The sequence below is a fragment of the Paragemmobacter amnigenus genome (assembly GCF_009908265.2).
GTDB lineage: Bacteria > Pseudomonadota > Alphaproteobacteria > Rhodobacterales > Rhodobacteraceae > Paragemmobacter > Paragemmobacter amnigenus.
Genome location: NZ_JAAATX020000005.1, coordinates 144,376 through 164,416 on the forward strand (window position 1 = coordinate 144,376; position 20,041 = coordinate 164,416).

General features: G+C 62.5%; 18 protein-coding genes. 4 read left to right on the forward strand and 14 right to left on the reverse strand.

Annotated elements, in window-relative coordinates; translation table 11 throughout:
- Nucleotides 1-7 precede the first annotated feature (7 nt).
- The gene (gene secB, locus GU927_RS08460) at nt 8-508 is read right to left on the reverse strand and encodes a protein-export chaperone SecB (protein WP_161761958.1); all 501 of its coding nucleotides are present in this window, start codon (nt 506-508) and stop codon (nt 8-10) included.
- Nucleotides 509-560: 52 nt separating this feature from the next.
- Nucleotides 561-1,034: an FxsA family protein gene (locus GU927_RS08465; protein WP_161761959.1), complete on the reverse strand. Its 474-nt coding sequence runs from the start codon at nt 1,032-1,034 to the stop codon at nt 561-563.
- A 136-nt stretch (nt 1,035-1,170) separates the two neighbouring features.
- Between GU927_RS08465 and GU927_RS08470 the strand changes: the two genes are divergently transcribed.
- Genes GU927_RS08470 through GU927_RS08480 form a run of 3 tightly spaced genes read left to right on the forward strand, consistent with a single transcriptional unit; the run spans nt 1,171 to nt 3,469 of the window.
- Nucleotides 1,171-1,836: a Tim44/TimA family putative adaptor protein gene (locus tag GU927_RS08470; RefSeq protein WP_161761961.1), complete on the forward strand. Its 666-nt coding sequence runs from the start codon at nt 1,171-1,173 to the stop codon at nt 1,834-1,836.
- Nucleotides 1,836-2,855 (forward strand): murein transglycosylase A, encoded by a 1,020-nt coding sequence (gene mltA / locus GU927_RS08475; protein ID WP_161761962.1) that lies wholly within the window; start codon nt 1,836-1,838, stop codon nt 2,853-2,855. The genes GU927_RS08470 and mltA overlap by 1 nt, the downstream gene beginning before the upstream one ends.
- Entirely contained in the window at nt 2,855-3,469 is a 615-nt protein-coding gene (locus tag GU927_RS08480) for a Smr/MutS family protein (RefSeq protein ID WP_161761964.1), read from the forward strand. The genes mltA and GU927_RS08480 overlap by 1 nt, the downstream gene beginning before the upstream one ends.
- Here GU927_RS08480 and GU927_RS08485 read toward each other — a convergent pair.
- The 12 genes from GU927_RS08485 to regB all read right to left on the reverse strand — a co-directional run bounded on the left by GU927_RS08485 (nt 3,466) and on the right by regB (nt 19,270).
- Nucleotides 3,466-4,689 (reverse strand): MFS transporter, encoded by a 1,224-nt coding sequence (locus GU927_RS08485; protein WP_161762156.1) that lies wholly within the window; start codon nt 4,687-4,689, stop codon nt 3,466-3,468. The two genes, GU927_RS08480 and GU927_RS08485, sit on opposite strands and share 4 nt — an antisense overlap.
- 5 nt (nt 4,690-4,694) lie before the next feature.
- A complete protein-coding gene (locus GU927_RS08490; protein WP_232489163.1) occupies nt 4,695-5,792 on the reverse strand; it encodes an alpha/beta hydrolase in 1,098 nt (365 codons plus the stop codon).
- 71 nt (nt 5,793-5,863) lie between these two features.
- On the reverse strand, nt 5,864-7,162 hold the full coding sequence (hslU, locus tag GU927_RS08495) for an ATP-dependent protease ATPase subunit HslU (protein WP_161761966.1): 1,299 nt from the start codon (nt 7,160-7,162) through the stop codon (nt 5,864-5,866).
- 3 nt (nt 7,163-7,165) lie between these two features.
- The gene (hslV, locus tag GU927_RS08500; protein WP_161761967.1) at nt 7,166-7,723 is read right to left on the reverse strand and encodes an ATP-dependent protease subunit HslV; all 558 of its coding nucleotides are present in this window, start codon (nt 7,721-7,723) and stop codon (nt 7,166-7,168) included.
- Nucleotides 7,724-7,819: 96 nt separating this feature from the next.
- Entirely contained in the window at nt 7,820-8,146 is a 327-nt protein-coding gene (trxA, locus tag GU927_RS08505; RefSeq protein WP_161761969.1) for a thioredoxin, read from the reverse strand.
- Between the two features lie 59 nt (nt 8,147-8,205).
- A complete protein-coding gene (gene addA, locus GU927_RS08510) occupies nt 8,206-11,517 on the reverse strand; it encodes a double-strand break repair helicase AddA (RefSeq protein WP_161761971.1) in 3,312 nt (1,103 codons plus the stop codon).
- The gene (gene addB / locus GU927_RS08515) at nt 11,514-14,483 is read right to left on the reverse strand and encodes a double-strand break repair protein AddB (protein WP_161762158.1); all 2,970 of its coding nucleotides are present in this window, start codon (nt 14,481-14,483) and stop codon (nt 11,514-11,516) included. Before addB ends, addA begins: the two co-directional genes overlap by 4 nt.
- Nucleotides 14,483-15,181, reverse strand: a complete 699-nt coding sequence (locus GU927_RS08520; RefSeq protein ID WP_161761973.1) for a nucleotidyltransferase family protein — start codon at nt 15,179-15,181, stop codon at nt 14,483-14,485. Before GU927_RS08520 ends, addB begins: the two co-directional genes overlap by 1 nt.
- Nucleotides 15,157-16,173: an aminoglycoside phosphotransferase family protein gene (locus tag GU927_RS08525; protein WP_161761975.1), complete on the reverse strand. Its 1,017-nt coding sequence runs from the start codon at nt 16,171-16,173 to the stop codon at nt 15,157-15,159. The genes GU927_RS08520 and GU927_RS08525 overlap by 25 nt, the downstream gene beginning before the upstream one ends.
- A complete protein-coding gene (gene tsaE, locus GU927_RS08530; RefSeq protein ID WP_161761976.1) occupies nt 16,170-16,643 on the reverse strand; it encodes a tRNA (adenosine(37)-N6)-threonylcarbamoyltransferase complex ATPase subunit type 1 TsaE in 474 nt (157 codons plus the stop codon). The genes GU927_RS08525 and tsaE overlap by 4 nt, the downstream gene beginning before the upstream one ends.
- 39 nt (nt 16,644-16,682) lie before the next feature.
- Nucleotides 16,683-17,789 (reverse strand): PAS-domain containing protein, encoded by a 1,107-nt coding sequence (locus GU927_RS08535; RefSeq protein WP_217765569.1) that lies wholly within the window; start codon nt 17,787-17,789, stop codon nt 16,683-16,685.
- 92 nt (nt 17,790-17,881) lie between these two features.
- A complete protein-coding gene (regB, locus tag GU927_RS08540; protein WP_161761978.1) occupies nt 17,882-19,270 on the reverse strand; it encodes a sensor histidine kinase RegB in 1,389 nt (462 codons plus the stop codon).
- Nucleotides 19,271-19,359: 89 nt separating this feature from the next.
- Between regB and GU927_RS08545 the strand changes: the two genes are divergently transcribed.
- On the forward strand, nt 19,360-19,971 hold the full coding sequence (locus GU927_RS08545) for an SCO family protein (RefSeq protein WP_161762159.1): 612 nt from the start codon (nt 19,360-19,362) through the stop codon (nt 19,969-19,971).
- The last annotated feature ends 70 nt before the right edge of the window (nt 19,972-20,041 follow it).

The following is a 20,041-nucleotide window of genomic DNA, read 5'->3' on the forward strand; positions in this document are numbered from 1 at the left end:
CGTCTTGTCAGTTCACGGGTGCCGTCTGGGCGGCCTGCGCGCGACGGGCGAGTTCCTGACGGTAGAGCGTCACGAAATCGACCGTGTCGATGTTCAGCGGCGGGAAGCCCCCGTCCCGCGTCACATCCGAAATGATCCGCCGGACAAAGGGGAAAACGAGGCGGGGACATTCAATGAGCAGGAAGGGATGAAGCTGTTCTTCCGGCACACCTTCGACGTGGAAGATCGCCCCATACTCCACTTCGAGCAGAAAGAGGGTTTCGCCGTTTGTCTTGTTCTTCGACGTGCAGCGGTATTTCGAAATCACATCATACTGGTGTTCGACCGGTCGCTTGCGCGCGTCCAGACTGACAGCGACCTGAATGTCGGGCTGCACATCCGCGCCCGAGATACCCTTCTTCGCGACCATGTTCTCGAACGACATATCGCGGATGAACTGGGCCAGAACCTGCATCCGGATCTGCGGCTGCGCGCCGGTTGCTTCGGCGGGTTGCGTCTCGTCGGCCATCCCTGTCACTCCTTGTACTGTTGGGCGCTTCTAGCAGGAAGGCGGGGCCTCCTCAATGCCTGGTCCAGCCGGACGGATGGGTCGTTTTGGGCGAATTCTCGGGATCGATCTCGACGAATTCCCCGTCAATGACGATCCCGTCACTGCGGCGTGCGGGCTGGTCCGAACGCATGGAGTGGACGCCGAACCGCCGTGCGAGGGAGGAGACCACAACAGCCCTGACAGGAGGGAGAAGGAGCAGCGCACCAATGAAATCGGTCAGGAAACCGGGCAAGACCAGAAGGATTGCAGCGATTGCGACGAGCAGGCTGTTGCCAGCCTCGCCCAGCGGGTCGTGCAGTCGCCCCATCTCGACCCGCAGGCGTTCGGCGCTGCGATAGCCGAGCCTGCGAAGGATGACGATCCCCAGAATGCCCGTGCCCAGAACGACAAGAAGCGTAAACCAAAGGCCCAGTGCGCCGCCCAGCGTGACAAAAAGCGCGATTTCGACCAGTGGCCAGAGCATAAAGAGCATGAAAACAGGCATCGGTCGGATCCTCACGGCCAATTCACGGCCCCTGCCGTAGACAGGGCGCCCCCTGCCCCCTACATAGTGGCCAAGACGTAAAGTTACCAACCCCCGACGCCGCGCCGTGATTTGGAGCGGACTGCCAGAGGTCCCGATGAGTTCTTCCCTGATCCAACTGCTCGTCCTTGCCGGGATCGCGATTTTCCTGATCCTGAAGCTGCGCTCTGTTCTTGGAACGCGCGAGGGATTTGAAAAGCCGCCGATCCCGCTGGACGACGTTCGCCCTTCCGCAAAGCCGCGTCGTGATTTCGAGGTGATCGAAGGTGGACCCGACCGCGATATCATCGACCACGTGCCAGATGGCAGCGATGCGGCCAAGGCATTGGCGGCGATGAAGATGGCAGAGCCCGGATTCAACGTGTCCGGTTTTCTGTCTGGTGCGCGTGGTGCTTACGAGATGATCCTGATGGCCTATGAAAAAGGCGAGTTGGACCGTGTGCGGGCCTTCCTTTCGCCCGACGTGGCCGAGAGTTTCGACGAAGCTATTGCCGCGCGCGAGGCGCAGGGTCTGAAGGTCGAGGCCAATTTCGTGGGTCTTCGGGAGTTGGCGCTGCACGGCGCGACCTTTGATCGCGACACGCGCGAGGCAGAGGTTTCGGTACGGTTTGTTGGGGAAATCACCTCGGTCGTACGGAATGCGGCGGGTGAGGTTGTCGAAGGCAATCCGAACGAGATCAAGCGGCAGCGCGATGTCTGGACCTTTGCGCGCAAGATGGGTTCGAACGACCCCAACTGGCAGCTCGTCGCTACCGGTGACTGATGCGCGCGCGTCTGGTAGCGGCTATGTTGGCGGTCATGACGTGGACCGCACCCGCCCCTGCCGAGATATTGCGTTTCTCTGACCTTGACGGTTGGGCGGCGGATGATCATCGCGCCGCCCTGAAGTCTTTTCGTGAAACGTGCGATCTGCTGGATGATGCAGATTGGGTGCCGCTGTGCAAACTGGCTGCTGATGCGGGGGATACCGCAGAGGGAGCGCGCCAGTTCTTCGAACTTTTCTTCCGCCCTGTCGTGATCGGTGTGCCACCGGCGCTGTTCACCGGATATTTCGAACCGGAGCTGGAGGGGTCACCTGTCCGGACGCCACGCTTTGCCTGGCCCATCTATCGACGTCCTCCGGAACTGCAGGACGGGCAGGTCTTTCATTCGCGGGCCGAGATCGAGAATGGAGCGCTGCGGGGGCGGGGGCTGGAGCTGGCTTGGCTGGATGATCCTGTGGACGTCTATTTCCTGCAGGTGCAGGGATCGGGACGGATCAGGATGCCCGATGGCAGGGTGGTGCGGGTGGGTTATGCAGGACGCAACGGGCACGGCTACCGTTCTGTCGGGCAAGAACTCGTGCGGCGGGGAACACACAGCATGGAACAGGTGTCGGCGCAGGAGATCGCCGCCTACGTCCGCAACGGGGCAGGAGCGGACCTTCTGAACATCAACCCTTCCTATGTGTTCTTTCGGGTAATCGACAACATTCCCGCCGCGAAGGGCCCCATCGGGGCAATGGGGCGGTCGATCACGCCCTTCCGTTCGGTGGCGATCGATCCTGCCTTTACCCCGTTGGGTGCACCGGTGTGGATCGAGAAGGCGGGGGCAGACCCCATCCGGCAGTTGATGGTGGCACAGGATACTGGCGGCGCGATCAAGGGTCCGCAGAGGGCGGATATCTTCTACGGTACGGGCAAAGCGGCTGGGGATGCCGCGGGAACGGTCAAGGATGACGGCCGCATGGTGGTTCTTCTGCCGATTGACCGTGCTTATGCGATGCTGCCGGACGGACTGTGATGAGCCGCCGCCGCACCCTTCGTCCCGAAGAGGAAGAGCTTTGGCAGGCCGTCGCGCGTACGGCGCGGCCGATGCACCCCAAAACAAAGGGTTTTCTCGCGCGGATCGACAGTGCGACCCATCCCCATCCCCCGGTCGTCGAGTCCGCCCCGCGCGAGGCAGCAATCCCTAAAGCCTGGCTCGAGCCGTTCCGACTTGGCCAAAAGGCACGTCCGGTGGCGGGGCATGACCTAGCGCCCGGTTTGGGGGATGCTTTGAAGGCTGCACCGCTGCAGATGGATGCCAAGGTGCACGGGCGCATGGTGCGTGGAAAGCTGATGCCCGAGGCGCGGATTGATCTGCACGGAATGACATTGGCCGAAGCGCACCCCGAATTGATACGTTTCGTTCTGAACGCGCAAACGGCGGGGATGCGGCTGGTTCTTGTGATCACGGGTAAGGGCAAGCGCGGGGAAGATCATGGCCCGATCCCGCAAAGGATGGGCGCGCTGCGCCATCAGGTGCCACAGTGGCTGCGTCTGCCACCTCTTGGTTCCGCTGTCCTGCAGGTGACAGAGGCGCATTTGAAGCATGGCGGCAGCGGCGCCTATTACGTCTACCTTCGGCGCCGCTAGCCGCGGACGCGCAGGTTCCGTGCGGTCTGCCTTATGCCAAGGGACAGGATGGCGGCAGAAAACACGATCCACAGGGTATAGAAGGGCATCTGGTCGGCAATTTCGTAGCCCCAGTCGATCATGCGACCTGACAGGGCAGGTCCGATTGCCGTGGCCAGAACCATGACGGATGCCACGGTGGCGCGGATCGCCCCGAGATGACGGGTGCCGTAGAATTCTGCCCAGAATGCCATTGGCACGGTCAGTTGTGCCCCCGTGGTCAGGCCCATGATCGCCATTGCGAAGGCCGCGGTCGTAATGCCGGTGATCGACGGAAAGACTGCAAAGAATAGCGCCAACGGCAGGGTGTAGACGGGCATCAGTCGTCCCGTTCCCCATCGGTCAAGCGCCCATCCGCCGGCAAACATCGCGGCGACAGATGCGGCAGTGTAGGCAGGAAATGTGGCGACAAGGGAAAGATGGGACCAATCCTTCACCTCGGCAAGGTGGACCTGCTGAAAGAAGAAGGCGGTGATGAAGCAGGGTGGGGCCACAAGGGCAGGCAGAACGCACCAGAACAGCGGGTGACGCAGCATCTGCGCGCGTGACCAGTGTCGGCCATCCATGCCAGGGGCGTCGTTTTCTGCGGTGATGGCTTGAGGTGTCCTCTCGAGACGCATGAGAGTCCACATCAGGGGGATCGAGAGGACAATCAGGGCAGCCGCAAAAAGCCAGAGTGTCTGCCAGTGGAAGAATGATTTCAGCGAGACGAAACCGAGGGGCATGACAACCTCACCCACCGAAAATCCGAGAGCGGCAACGGCAAGGGCCCGCCCGCGCGAGGCAACGAACCAGCGCGAGATCGCGACGCCCGATGTCTGCACCATCATGCCCTGACCGAACAGACGGAGGGTGAAGATCGCAAAAGGCAGGAGCCAGCCTGTCGGGCCGGTCGCCATAAGAATACAGGCGAAAGCGAGCGCAGCCATGACGGCAGGGCCAAGGAAACGGACGCGGAAGCGATCGGTCAATCCGCCTGACCATAGCATCAGGAAGGCCGAGGCCATCGTACAAAGGGCATAGAGGGTGCCCCATTCCCCATGGGAAAGGCCGTTGGTGGCACGAATTTCCGCGGCGAAAACGGAGATGAAATAGGTCTGTCCGAACCCGGACAGAAACGACAACAGAAATCCTGCCAGAAGATAAGGAGCGTTCGCACGGAGGAAGGGCAGGAACGGCATCGATTTCAATTCAGGCTGTCACCGGTGATTTCGGCAACCGGAGCGAGAATTACCCGTGTCGCGCTGCGGACAGTCAGGATGACACCCGGCAAAAGGCCGGCGCGACCGGCAGCGTCAGCACCGAAGGCCTGATCGACCTCGGAAATACGGCCAAGGATCCGGATAAGCGCGGGCGAAGTGCCGGTGACGAAATGGCCGTCACCCGTCGAGAAGGCGGCGACATCGACATAGGTCACTTCAAGATCGGCGACATCGTTTATGCTTTCGAGCGAGCCGAGACGGCCACGCTGACCGGTGATGAGGGCGGACAGGCGCAGAACGCGGTCACGATCCGAACCGAAGATGACGAAGGGTTGCGGGAGGGTCCCGATATCGCGCGCCTGGGCGCGAAAGACCTGCACGTCGATATCCGGCGACATCAGTGCCACCCCTGCGATCTGCGGCATCACCCTGCCATCTGCAAGTGCGATGTCGCGCAAAGCCTCCATGGTCAGGAAGCCGCCCATGGAATGGGCGACAAGGACGATGCGTGTTGCTCCGGCGGCTACGGTTTCGCGGATCAGGTTTTCAAGCCCGCGGCGGGCAAACATGACCGAGTCGCGGTCATAGACATAGCCCAAGGGTTCGGCTGCCGACGGCCAGGAATAGTGGACAGCCACACCGGGCACTTCAAGGTCGTGGTGCAGTTGGGCGATGCGGTAAAGCCCTTCGGTGAAGGTATTGTTGAAGCCGTGAACGAAGATCACCGCCTCGCGCCCACTTTGGTTCAGGGCCTGCCGCAGGTCGGCGCGAAAGGTACGGTCGCTGGAATAGAGAACCGGATTTGTCGTGACGAAGTCGGTGGTGACGTTCGGTTTTCGCGGCTTGCCATAGCGGATCTCGCCGATTTCGCGGTCTGGCGGGATGGCGACGTCATATCGGGCAAAGCGCAGTTCTTCGGACCGCTGGCTGCCAAAGACACCGCCGGGTTCAAAGGTACGGGTCGTGCCGACATAGACGGTTGAGAGCGTACCTTGAACCGTATCCGGAGGCACCACGACCATAGCGCCCCGCGGAGTGCAGGCGGCGAGCGCGAGCGTGACGACGAGCAGAATATGGCGCAACGGATTGTCCCAAGCGAAGAGTACGCCAGTGATCGGTCCGCACGGGCAGGCGGTCAAGCGTAACGGATCGGTCAGAGCACGTAGCGGGATATATCCGCCGATCTGGCAAGCTGGCCGACATTGGTCTCGACGAAACGCGCATCTACGGTCACGGTTTCCCCGCTGCGGTCTGGAGCGGTAAAGGACAATTCCTCGAACACGCGTTCCATGATGGTGTAGAGGCGCCGCGCGCCGATGTTTTCCACGCTGCGGTTCACGTCTGCCGCAATGCGGGCGAGGGCGGCGATGCCGTCCTCGGTGAAGGTTACTGCGACGTCCTCGGTGGCCATCAGCGCAGAGTACTGTCGGGTCAGCGCGTTATCGGTTTCCGTCAGGATGCGGACGAAGTCGTCCTCGTTAAGGGGCTGGAGTTCAACACGGATCGGCAGGCGGCCTTGGAGTTCGGGCAGCAGGTCCGACGGTTTGGCGATGTGAAAGGCACCGGAAGCGATGAAGAGGATATGGTCGGTCTTTACCGGGCCGTATTTGGTAGAAACGGTGGTGCCTTCGATCAGCGGCAGCAGGTCGCGCTGCACGCCTTCGCGGCTGACATCGGCGCCGCGGGCATCGGAGCGGGCGCAGATCTTGTCGATCTCGTCCAGAAAGACGATGCCGTTTTCCTGTACCGCCTCGAGCGCGGCAGATTTCACGGCCTCGTCGTCCAGAAGCTTGTCTGCCTCTTGCCCGATGAGGATGTCGTAGCTTTCGGCAACGGTCATCTTCTTGCGGGTAGAGCGGCCACCGAAAGCCTTGAACAGGTCGTGCAGGCCCTGCATCTGCATTTCCATTCCGTTGCCGCCGGGGAACATCCCCATCGGCATCGTGCTGTCCTGTATTTCCAGCTCGATTACGGTGCTGTCGAGTTCGCCGCGCTTCAGCTTCTGTCGGAACATTTCGCGCGTCTGGTCGCGGGCGTCCTTGCCCGCCAGTGCCTCGATCACGCGTTCTTCGGCGGCCTTGTATGCTCGGGCCTTCACCTCGTCCCGCATCCGCTGGCGGGTTTCGATCATGGCGGCGTCCACCAGATCGCGGATGATGCTGTCCACGTCGCGGCCCACATAGCCGACTTCGGTGAACTTCGTCGCCTCGACCTTGAGGAAGGGCGCGCGGGCGAGTTTGGCGAGGCGGCGGCTGATTTCGGTCTTGCCGACGCCGGTGGGGCCGATCATCAGGATGTTCTTGGGGTAAACCTCGTCCCGCAGGTCGTCGCCCAGTTGCTTGCGCCGCCAACGGTTGCGGAGTGCGACGGCGACGGCGCGCTTGGCGTCGCGCTGGCCGATGATGAAACGGTCGAGTTCCGAGACGATCTCGCGCGGGGTGAGGTTGGTCATGGGTCAGCCCTTGATCGTTTCGACGGTCAGGTTTCCGTTGGTGTAGACGCAGATGTCGGCGGCGATGGCCATTGCCTTGCGGGCGATGTCTTCGGCGGGAAGGTCGGCATGCATCAGGCCGCGCGCGGCGGCCAGCGCGAAGTTTCCGCCTGATCCGATGGCGGCGACATCGTGTTCGGGTTCCAGAACGTCACCTGCGCCGGTGATGACGAAGAGGTCGCGCCCGTCGGTGACGATGAGCATGGCTTCGAGGTTGCGGAGGTATTTGTCCATCCGCCAGTCCTTGGCCAGATCGACGCAGGCGCGGGCAAGCTGGCCGGGGGCGGATTCAAGCTTTTTCTCCAGCCGTTCCAGCAGCGTGAAGGCATCGGCGGTGGAGCCTGCAAAGCCGCAGACCACGTCGCGCCCGCCGGGCGAGAGGCGGCGGACCTTGCGGGCGGTGCCCTTGATCACGGTCTGTCCAAGGCTGACCTGGCCGTCGCCTGCGACGACGACCTCTCCGCCCTTGCGGACGGCAAGAATGGTGGTGCCGTGCCAGCCGGGGAATTTGTCGTCGGACATGCGGGCCTCCTGTCTTTCAGAGCATATGGGCATGGACGGCAATAAAGGAAAAGGGCGGCCGCAAAGGACCGCCCGTTTCGTTCCGTTTCAGGCGATTTAGATGGCCGACTGGATCCAGCTTGCCAGCGCGGCTTTGGGCGCGGCGCCGGTCTTGTTCGAAACCACTTGCCCGTCCTTGAACAGGAACAGCGCCGGAATGCCGCGCACGCCCAGTTGGGCGGGGCTGTCGGGGTTTTCGTCGACGTTGACCTTCACGATCTTCACCTTGCCTGCGTATTCGGTGGCAAGTTCTTCAAGGAAAGGCCCGATGAGGCGGCAAGGGCCGCACCATTCGGCCCAGAAGTCCACCACGACGGGGATGTCCGATTTGCGGACTTCGGCGTCGAAGGTGGCGTCGGTGACGTCGACGGTCGCAGCGCCCATCTTTCATATCTCCTGAATGGAATGTCGGCCAACGAAGCTAGGGATCACACAGGGAATCGTCAAGGGATCGTGGTGCGGGGGAGTGCCGCACTCACGATATCGCGAGAGAGGGGCATGAGCGTGGCTGTTCGCGTCCAGAGGATCGCCACCTCGACGGGTCGGTCGGTGTAGATCTGTCCAAGGGCATGCGCATAAGCCGCCATCTGCCGCAGGATACCGTCGGGGGTCTGTTCAGGCGTTGCAGGCACGTTTCGGTTCGATTTGAAGTCGATTGCCAGAATACGGTCGGGCAGGATGATCAGACGGTCCACCGTACCCCTCAGTCGTTGTCCGAACAGGTCTGCGGTCAATTCGACCTCGGTCAAGGCAGGGGCAGCGAAGAGTGCCGGGTGGGCTGCGATGACAGCCAGTGCCTCGGGCAGAAGTTCGGCGCGAAGGGTGGGATCTGGCACCAGTGCTTCGGCAAGGGCCGGTTGGTCGGTCGGTGTTGTAGCGGGCAGATGCTCGAGAAGAAGGTGCAGCGCAGTGCCCCGCGCCTTGGCGCTTTCTTCGTCCAGACCGTCTCCTGCCAGAGCCTTGGCCCCACCCAGCGTGGAAGGTGTCAGGGGTTGAGAAAGACGGGGCGGGACATCGGCGGCCTTGACCGCCCAGGCGGGAAGGGCGGGGAGTTCTCGCACGGGCGTTTCGCGTGGCGCAGGATCGGGCCACTGGCCGAACGCGTGGCGCAGACGTCCGCCCTGCAATGTGTCGGCACCGGCGGCCGCCATGCCCTGTTGCACCAGCCGATACCACGCCTGATCCTGCTTTGCCTCGCCCGCGCCACAAACGATGAGCCATGAGCGGGCACGGGTAAGGGCGACGTACAAGAGCCGCAGCCGTTCTTCTGCCTCACGTTCTTTGCGGCGTGCGCGGGCGGCCGCGATGTTGGCGGGGCTTTCATCCGCGGGGGTGCGCCAGACCGGTGTTCCGTCTACGTCGACGACTTCGTCCCTATCGCGGGGGTTGGTGTCACAGGTGTCCGGAAGGATGACAATGGGGGCCTCCAGTCCTTTGGCGCCGTGAACGGTCATCACGCGGATGCGCCGACCCTCGCTGTCGGTCTGGCGTTTGATCTCGACTTCGTCGCTGGACAGCCAGACAAGGAAACCCGTCAAGCTGGGCACGTCGCCCTTTTCATAGGCAAGAGCCTGAGAGAGGAGTTCATCGATGCCATCTTCGGCCTCGGGGCCAAGACGTTGCAGCAGACGCCGCCGGGCATCGTGACGGGTCAGCAGACGTTCGATCAGGTCATATGGGCGCAGGAAGTCGGCCTGATCGCGCAGGTCTTTCAGCATGCCATGTGCGTCGGGGAAGTCTGCCGATCGGGCGCGAAGCTCCTCCCAGAGCCAGCCTTTGCGTGGCTGGGCAAGGGTGTGCAATTCCGCCTCGGTCCAGCCGCAGAGCGGTGACCGGAGGACCGCAGCGAGGGAAAGGTCGTCTTCAGGTGTGGCGAGGAAGGAAAGAAGCGCGGTGATGTCCCGGACCGCCAGTTCCGCGCCAAGCTTCAGCCGGTCTGCGCCGGCGATGGGAAGCCCGCGCGCCTTGCAGGCGCGGATGATCTCCTGAAACAGGTCGGAGCGGCGTTGGACGAGGATGAGGAAATCGCCGGCATGGACCGGTCGGCTTGATCCTTTTTCCGGGATCGAGGTGCCGCTGCGGATCATCGTCGCGATTTCTTCGGCTATCTGTGCGGCCAGACGTGCCGTGTGGTGTTCCTCGGTTACAAGGTCGACGGGGTTGCGCCAGTCGTCTTCCTCCTGCGCCGACGCTTTTTCGACGAGGGGCCAGAGGTCCACCCGTCCGGGCATGTCGGCCCAATAGGCGATGTGACGGGATGCCCCGCCAAGAGCTGTCGGAAACCGGTCCGCAAAGGTTTCATCCACCACGCGGAGGATCGCGGGGGAGGAGCGGAAGGAATGCTCCAGATCAAGTGACTGGAAGGCGCGATTGACGGCGGCGAAGCGTGAGCGGAATGCGGATTGCTTTTCATCAAAGGCCGCGACGTCGGCACCCTGAAAAGAATAGATCGATTGCTTCTTGTCCCCCACAACAAAGATCGTGCGTTCGACATCCCGCGCGCCGGAGCCTGCGGTGAATTCTGCCGCAAGGGATTCGATGACGCGCCATTGATCGGGCGATGTATCCTGTGCCTCGTCCACGAGAATATGATCGATCCCGCCGTCAAGCCGGAACAGGACCCAAGCGGCGACCGCGGGATCTGTCAGAAGCCGCGAGGCGCGGGTGATCAGGTCGTCAAAGTCCAGCCAGCCGCGATCTGCCTTGCGCTGTTCGTAGACCGGAAGGAAAGCTGTAGCAAAGGCGTGAAGCGTGAGGGCGCGGTCCATCGCGTTGAGGGCGCAGCGAGTGGTTCGTGCGGATTCAACGCGACGCATAAGGTTTTCAAGTCGGTCGAGCGTGTCGGAATCCAGTGCCTTGCGCGTGTCCTTGGTGGGGAAGCTGGACAGCTTGGCCGTGTAGGGTTCCTTGGCCGACGATCCGGTCAACATGCAGTCTTCCAATACGGAAAGTGTCGCAAGTGTCGGCGCGGCAAGGTCGAGAGGGGCAAGCTTTGCGGCAGCCTTCGCGTCATTTCCACCACGGGCCAGAAGGGCCCCGATGACAGCAGGCATCCACGATCCCTCATCCCCGAGAAATGTATCTGCAAGCAGCGTTTCGGCGGTTTCACCTTGTTTCAGACCAAAGAGACGACGGGCATTCTCGGGCGTCAGGGGCTGGGAAAATTTGGCGCGGTTGCTGACGATCTGTTGGACCAGTGTTTCGAAATCCTCGCCTGTCCAGGTGCGGGCAAGGGCAGCGATCGTGTCGGGGGCAAGGCTTTCGGCAAGTTCTTCGACGATCTCGTCCCGGAGCAGACGGGCGGTGCGGTCGTCGAGTTCGGTGAACTGCGGACTGACCCCCGCCTCGAGGGGGAAGCGACGCAGAAGGCTCGCGCAGAAGGAATGGATGGTCTGGATGCGCAACCCGCCCGGTGTTTCGATGGCGCGGGCGAAGAGGCGGCGGGCCTGGGCCAGTGTGTCGGAACCAAGACGCGCGCCCTCACCCAGTTCCGACAGGGAGGCCCGCAGCTCAGGGTCTGGTTTCATCGCCCATTCGCCCAGACGGCGGAACAGGCGGTTCTGCATTTCGGTCGCGGCGGCCTTTGTGTAGGTCAGGCAAAGGATGTGCTGCGGTTCGACCCCGCCAAGCAAAAGACGGGCAACGCGGTCCGTCAGAACCCGCGTCTTGCCCGATCCGGCATTGGCCGACAGCCAGGTGGAGGCAGCAGGGTGGGCGGCCTGAACCTGGCGTTCCGATGCGGAATGTACGGTCATTGGGTTTCTCCGACCGTTGCGGCTGAGGGATGGGCCGTGGTGTCCCATTCGCCAAAGCGCGAGAGGTGGTCATAGTCGCCCTCGAACCGTTCTTTCATGACAGCGCGTCGCGCCGTGTAGCCCGCCGCATGGTGGCTGTAATGGCCGATCAGTTCGTGCAAGCCCTGCCAGACCTCGGCCGTCATCTGCGGGTTGATTTCGGTTTCTTCGGTTTTCGGGCTGCTGCCAAGGCCGACATAGGTGATCTTTGCCACCTCCGATCCTTCAAGCCCGGCAAAGGCGTCACGCTCGGCCATCGCCGCAGCGAGGAGGAGCTGCTTGTCGAATGCCTTTTGCATCGCTTGTGTCGGCGGCGTGCCGGTCTTGTAATCGAGGATATGCAGGCGCCCGTCGGGCAGCCGGTCGATCCTGTCCGGTGTGCCGGTCAGGCGGAAACCAAAGGGTGCGATATCCACCTTGCCCGCCCGTTCCAGCGTGACAGGGGTACCCCCATCGCGCCCGTCCACATTCAGGAAGAAATCGGCTGCGCGTCCAAGGCGGGCAAGCCATAGGGCGCGCGCGGCGGGCCACGGCACCGTTTCGGCCAAAACAGCTTGCGCAGTGGAGATCAGGCGCGCACGGGCGGCGGGACGGGTTTCATCATCAGGTCGGTTGCGGACGAAGTCTTCCAGAATCTTGTGAAGGATCTGCCCGCGCAGTGCAGCGTCGGGTTCATGTCGCAGCGGGTCCAGCCGTTTCAGCCGCAGCACATAGCGGCAGTAGATTGCATAGGGATCGCGGATCAGAAGGCCGATCCGGGTAAGCGACAACTCCTTCGGCCGTTGCTCCAGCGGCGGGCGCGGCGAGGGGCGGCGCGCAGGTTTCAGGCGCGGGTTGCTTTGTTGCTCTGCCGTCGGCTGGTCGAAGGCCGCGGCGAGCGCAAGCCATGTGTTGCCGCGACCGCGCATGGATTCCAGTGCCTCGGGGCCGTTCTTCTGCGGCAGGCCCGCCATCAGGTTGGTCAGACGGTTCAACCAGCGCGAGGGGACCGTTTCCGCCTCGGCATCCCGCGTGGCGCGGGTCAGGACGACGCGAGGGGCGGCGATGGCGATCTGGTAATCATGCGCGGAAAGACCCACCTGCCGTTCGGGAAGCAGCAGCCCCGCGTCCTTGCGCATCCTCCGGTTCAACCAGGGATCGGGATCGGGCAGGCGCGGCCATGCGCCATCGTTCAGGCTGGCAAGAATGACCAATTCCGCCGACTGTTCGCGCGCCTCGCGCGGGCCAAATATCTGGATACCGGGATGGGCGGTGACCGTTTCGCGCACTTCGCCACGCGCCATCACGGTGTCGAAAAGGTCGCGGTATTCGGCTGGCGAGAGGGTTCCGCCAGCATCGGCTTCTGCCGCCAGCGCGGAGAGGAGTGTCAGGGCCGCGACGCCTGCCTCTTTGTCCCACAAGGTACCGGTTCCATCACAGGCGGTGCCACGTGCCAGAGTTTCGGTCAGGTCGCGATGGACGGCGATCAGATCGGGAAGTGAAGCGGTGGCAATGGTGGTGGCGCGGTCCATGAAACCGGCAAGGGCCTTCGCCCATGCGAGCACGCCCCTATCCCCGCCCTTGTCGACGCGTGCCTGCGCCCATTGCAGCAGCTCGGGTCCGGTCGGAAATGCCGGACCTTCGCGGCGGAGTTTGAGTTCAAGTTGACGCGTATGCAGCAGATGGTCGCCCCGATCCGCGCCGGTGAAAGAGAGCGGGTGTTTGAGCAAGACGAGCAAGGCATCCGAGGTCAGCCTACGCCCCATTATTCCCGCCACATGGCGGAGCAGACGGCCAGGTGCCGACAGTGAAAGGGGCTTGCCTGCAGAGTCGTCTGGAATGATCCCCCAACGATCAAGCGCAGCGGTGACCCGGCGGGTGAGCATCCGGTCAGGCGTAATCAGCGCGGCTTGTGTCCCGTTCTCGGCCGCTTCCCGCAGCATGAGGGCAATGGCCAAAGCCTCGGACCGGGGGTTGGGCGCTTCGATCAGGGTCATCGAGGCTGTCGCGTCAGGAAGGTCAGGCAGGTGGTTGCCGTCCTGCAGCCACTGATCGGTCACCGGGGCCGGTCGGAGCGAGAGGGAAATCAGTGCGTTGCGGTCGGGCGCGGGTGGCGGAATGTCGATCCAAGGACGGATCGAGGCGGGCCCAACCATCAGGCGGTCCATCATCCGGCGAAAGCGGAACTGCGGATGATCCTCGCCGGTCATGGCGTCATCCAGACGGTCCCAGACCCAAGCGGGCATCTGGGTATCGAAACCGGGCAGGATAATGGCGCCCTGGGGGAGGGCCGCAACCGCCTGCATCAGGGCGGCAGTCGTTCCCCGCGATCCGGTCGAACCTGCGACGATCACAGGGTCTTGCGGCGGTTGGGCCTGCCAGAGTTGAGTGATGCGGTCGACGGCAAGACGCTGGCGGGTTTCGGTATCCGGAGCCTCGGTCCCTGAAAAGAACTGGGTGACGATCCGCAGGAATTCCCGGGTCCGGGCCCAGTGGGCAGAGTGGTCCGAAACATCAAGCGCGGCGATGGTTGCGGGGGTGACTCCCTCGCCCTGCATTTCGTCCATCAGGGTGGCAAGGCTGTCTGCCAGATCATAGAGAGCCGCGCGGGGGGCAAGATCGGGCTGCTTCTCCAACAATCCTGCGATCAACTGTGTCAGTTCAAGGCGCCGCCGCAGGGGGGATACAGCGGTCGGAAGACCGGGCAGGACAATTCCCTCTGACAGGTCGGTGAGGACCCGCAGCCGTGGTAGAAAACCTGCACCCGACGCGGCGAAGATGTCCGCCACGCGACGCCGCATCCGGTTTGTATTGAGATAGACGGTGACACGGGCCATCGCCTCGGGTGGTTGCCCTTGCAGGCGCTGGCGAAGGCCGGCGACAAGGGCAGAAGCGAAATCGCAACCCGGCGGCAGGTGGAACAGACGGGGCGCAGGGTCTGGAAACATCACGGTCGGTATTCCAACAAGGCCTCGGCCAGCTCGATCCCTTCGGGGCGACCGACATCGCACCATCCCCCGTTGTGGATCAGGCCGAAAAGGCGGTTACGGGCAATCATCCGGTCCCAGACGAGGTTGAGGGAGAAGGCCTCGTCCTGAATATCTGCCAGATCATCCGTGCGGATGATTTGCGCCCCAAGGTAGACGGCACCGCTGGCTCCGCGCGCGCGGCTGAGACGTCCTGTTCCGTCGATCAGGAAATCCCCGGTGCCGGTGTGTCCGGTCGCGGCATCGGAGGGCAGCAGGAGCAGAAGCCCGTCCATCTGACCGTCGTCCCAGTTCTCCATCAGTTGCATCAGGGGATTATCGCCTGTCCACACAGCATCGGTATTGAGCGTGAGGACCGGATTGCCGCCCAGCAAGGGCAACGCCTGCCGCAATCCGCCACCGGTTTCGAGGATGCGTGGATATTCTCTGGACACCGGAATCCCGCGCGGCCCGAGGTGGGCATCGATTTGCTCGGGCAGGTAATGGCTGTTGGCCACGATACGGTTGATGCAGGCCTCTTCGGCCAATGAAAGCGCATGGTCGATGAGGGGACGGCCCGCAACGGTGATCATGGGTTTGGGCCGGGCTGCGGTAAGCGGGCCCATGCGCGTGCCCAACCCGGCGGCAAACAGCATCAGCGGTGGGGGAGCTGGCCGCATTGTGCGGTGATCCTTTCGAGGGCGGCATCGTCGGGTTCGGGCAGAAGGTCGTGGCAGAGCGCGGCAAGCGGCGCAAGTGCGGGATGGGATAGATTGCGCCAAAGCTGGCCCCAGACGCGCGGGATGAGCGGCACATAGCCATGCTTTCCGGCCTTGAGGCAGAGGCGCGCGAAGACCCCGAGGATCCGCAAGGCCCGTTGCGCCCCAAGGGTGGCGTAGGCAGGTGCAAAATCCGCGGGATCGGTCCCGCTCGCCACACAGAAACGGGCGATCATTGCAGTCTCGGTCCCGACAGAGACATCGCGGCGGGCGTCCTGCAGCAGGGATACCAGATCATAACCGGGCTGCCCCATCTGCGCGAGCTGGAAGTCCAGCAATCCCACCTGCGCCACGCCTTGCCGTTCTGGTAGCCAGAGCAGGTTTTCGGCATGGTAGTCGCGCAGGATCATGACGCGGGGACCGTCGGCATGGGTGCAAAGCGACTCTGTCAGAACCCTGATGAAGTCCGCCGCATCGGGTGCCTTTCCGGTTATGGCGAATGCGTACCAGTCCAACGCGAATGCCGCTGCCTTGGCCCAGTCCAGCGCGGAAAGGTCGGGTAGGCCGGGCGGGGCAGGGTGGGCGTGAAGCTGCACAAGGACATCTGTCGCAGCCGCGTAGAGCGGTGTTTCCAGCGACGGATCGTGGATGACAAGTCGGGCGAAAAGACCGTCGCCAAGGTCTTCGAGCAAAAGGAAACCGTGGGAAAGGTCGTCGGCCAGTATGGAAGGCGGTGACAGGCCCAATGAACCGAGATGCCGGGCAATCATGACAAAGGCAGCCGGATCATCGCCCTGTCCGGGCGGGGCGTCCATCAGGACGGCCGTCTGGCTGCCCATGCTCAGTCGTTCATAGCTGCGATCCGATGCGTCACCTGCAAGGAAGCTGCGCTTGGCCGCACCCCAACCGGCGCGATGGAGGAAGAACGCGGAAAGCGCGCGCCTGTCGGTCATGGATCCGCCTTTGACAGTGCAGCGGCAAGCCCGTCGCGTCCGCCGCGGATCACCGCCCTTCGACCTTCGCCTTCGGTCTCGAGCCGCAGATGCAGTGCTGACGCGGGCAGGTACGGACCCAGCCTGTCGGGCCATTCGACCAGACAGATCGCGGTGGAAAATGCCTCCTCCAGACCCAGTTCCAGCACTTCGTCAGGATGAGAAAGCCGGTACAGATCGGTGTGCCAGATGTCCCCGTCGGGGGCTTCATAGGTCTGGATAAGGGTGAAGGTCGGTGAGGGAACATCCTCCATCCGCCCGAGGCGGGCGCGGATCAATGCGCGCGCAAGGTGGGACTTTCCCGCTCCGATCGGGCCCTGCAGGAGAACCGTATCACCCGGGCGCAACAGGCCAGCCATTCGCCGCCCCAGTGCGGCGGTTGCGTCCTCGTCAGGCAGGAAGATTGAATAACTCGGTGTTTCGGACAGCATGCCACGACTTTACCGCGCGTCCCGCGCGCTGCAAGCAGGTCACGCGGAACCTGCCACGGCCTTGGGTTGCAGACGGGTGGGCTGGATGCGGAATCCGGCGAGCGTCGCACCATCGGCCAAGGGAGTGATCCGGCAAGAGATCAGGCGGCCATCGACAAGACGGATCTCGCCACCCCACGGCTGTCTGGTGCCCATATTCCCGACATATCCGAGAAGATCGGACCACAGCTGTGTCGGTGCGGACTGGCTTCGCCATAGCGAAACCAGCTGGTCTATGCCCAGCTTCCGGACGGACCCATCCGGAAGCTTCCCCCACAGAGCGGCATAGGCCGCGTTTGACAGGACAAGCTGTCCGGACGCCGCAAAAACGGCGATGGCTTCGTCGGACATGTCGATAACGGCCTGACACATATCAAGGTCGGCACGGTACCTCTGGCTGCGAGAGACCTCGACCGAGATGTCCTCGATCATGAGTGCCAGCTCCCCGTCGGGATAGGGGCGGCCCGTGACACGATAGGTGCGGCCGCTTGGCAGGACCCATGTCTCTTCGTATCGACCCGTGGCGGCGGCGCGTTCCATCTCGACGATCTGCCGTCGCCAGCTTTTCCAGTCTTTGGGTTCCGGTACCGTCTTGCGGTTACGCATCGAGTCCAGGATCGACACCATCGACGGCTTGCGCCCCAAGAATTCGGGTGAAAGGGCTGTCAGGTCACACAGGGACGGATTGAACATCTGAAGGTGCCGGTCCCTGTCGAACACTGCCAAGCCTATCGGAAGATGTGCAAAGGCCTTGGCGAGGGCCTGTACGATCTGGCGTGCGTCAGGTTCTGGTTTCTGATGCGCTTCGATAGGGAAGGCATGGCCCACCGCGCCATCCCGCCGTACGGAAAACCAGCGTTCGCCATCCCCGCTTTGCAGGCGCACCCGCGATGCGGCTGGTGGGAAAAGCGGTGTTTGCGGGTTCAGGGCAACCAGACCGTCATAGGCACGGTTCGTCCAGACGATCCCTTCTTCGCTCTCCCACCAGACAGGTATCGGCAGATCACGGGCAATGATGGTCTCTCGCGATGACAGGGTTGGTCGCCGCGGTGGGACGAGCAACAACGCGATACACGCCCCCAAGAGGCTGAACAGCAGAAGTACCATTTCCAAAGGAATGAACACGGAATTACCCGAAAGCTGACAATTACTCAACCTAGGGGAGTTTGGTTAATTTTTCGTTAACCGCCCTTTCCTATTCAGTGTTCGATCCTCCGGTTCTGCCCGAGGTTTTCAACCGGATTGGCGACAAGATCTTCGGCTGACCAGTTCAGTTCGACAATCGCGCCGCAACGTTCCGGACGCTCTTCCGGTGTCAGGAAGGGATCAGACGCGTTTGCAAAGGAAAGCTCCGCACCGGTGCGTTCAAGAAGCGTCTTGGCGATGAAAAGGCCAAGTCCCATCCCCTCGTATTCGGGCCGACGTTCAAGGTCCTGCGTTGACCGGCGGGATCTGACGAACGGATCGCCAATGCGTCCGATGACCTGTGGTGGATAGCCCTCTCCATCATCCACGATCCGGATCGTGATCAGACGATCGGTCCATTCTCCATCTATCCAGACCGTGCTGCGGGCGAAATCAACGGCATTCTGGATAAGGTTGCGAAGGCCGTGAATGACCTCGGGTCGGCGCAGGATGTTCGGTTGCCTCTCGCTGCCGCCCGGACCTGGAAGCAGCGAGAATTCCAGTTTCTTTCCGCGCCCGGTGTGAGGCTCGGCCGCTTCGCGAAGGACGGATCCCAGCGGGGCCTGACGCAGATGCAGGTCATCCTTTCCGGCGCGTCCCATGCCGCGGAGGATGTCGCGGCATCGGTCGGCCTGATCCCGGATAAGGGCGGCATCCTCCAGCAGCTGGGGGCGATCCTGCAACTCTTCCATCATCTCGGCGCTGACCAGCTTTATCGTGGCCAGAGGTGTGCCAAGTTCATGGGCCGCGGCCGCAACGACACCGCCTAGATCGGTCAGCTTCTGTTCGCGCGCCAAGGCCATCTGTGTTGCCAGCAGCGCATCCGACATTGAACGGATCTCGGTGGCGATACGTCGCGAATAAACGGCCAGAAAGACGATCCCGATCACGATGGCCAGCCAGTAGCCAAACTCGAAAACGGTCGGGACCACCAGAACCTCGCCCGTGGAAAATCGCAGCGGCACGTTCACGAAGGCGATCAGGGTGGTGAACAGGATCGCGAGAATGCCGAGAAGTACGGTGGTCCGCAGTTCGAGGGCAGAAGCGGAGATTGTCACTGGGGCGACGATCAGCAGGGCGAACGGGTTGGTGAGCCCGCCCGTCAGATACAGCAGGAAAGACAGCTGTGACAAATCGAACAGCAGGGTCAGCATAGCCTCAAGCTCGCTCAACCGTTTGTTCTCGGGGTATACGAAGACCGAGATCAGATTGGCGATGATCGAAGCTCCGACGGCCATGTAGCAAAGCCCGAGCGGAAGTTCGATTCCGTATGCGCGGTCCGCAACGGTGATCGCGGCAAGCTGTCCGGTAATGGCCATCCAGCGCAGGACGATCAGCGTCCGCAGGCGGACCCAGTCGCTGCGCGTGTCGCGCGATAAGAGGCCGAAGCCATGGATTGACATGCTATAAGGGCCCCGACGTGACCAAGTTTCGCATTGTTACGGTGCACGGCTTGGGCAATCAATGCGGCGGGAAAACAGAAGGTACGGCAATGAGCAAGCTTTATGCAGGTCTGGCAGTGGCTGCCGTGGTTGGTCTGGTCGGCGGGACGGCGGGCTATGTGTACATGCAGCAGACGAACGACCGGTTTGCCGATTGCCGTGCCGGTGCGGTCGGTGGTGCCATCGGCGGCCCATTCACCCTTTTGGATGAAACCGGCAGGACGGTTACCGACAAAGATGTGCTGACCAAGCCAAGCCTTGTCTACTTTGGCTATACCTTCTGCCCGGATGTCTGTCCGCTCGACATGGCGCGGACGGCTGATGCGGTGGATATCCTTGAAGAAAACGGGTTCGATGTTAATCCCGTCTTCATTTCGATCGACCCCGACCGCGATACGCCCGAGGTTCTTCAGAGCTTTACCGAAAATCTCCACCCCAAAATGATTGGACTGACGGGAAGCGCAGAGCAGGTGAAGGCGGCATCGGCGGCCTATAAGACCTATTTCCGCAAGCAGGCCGGCGACGATCCGGAGTTTTACCTGATGGACCATTCGACCTTTACCTATCTGGTCCTTCCCGAAACGGGTTTCGTCGATTTTTTCAAGCGGGATGACACGGCCGAACAGATGGCCGAGAGGACGGCGTGTTTCCTGTCGCATTGACCATGCGTGGAATTTGACCCCGCCGCGAAACGGCCCTAACTTCCACTGGAAAACAAGGGCAAGGGGAACA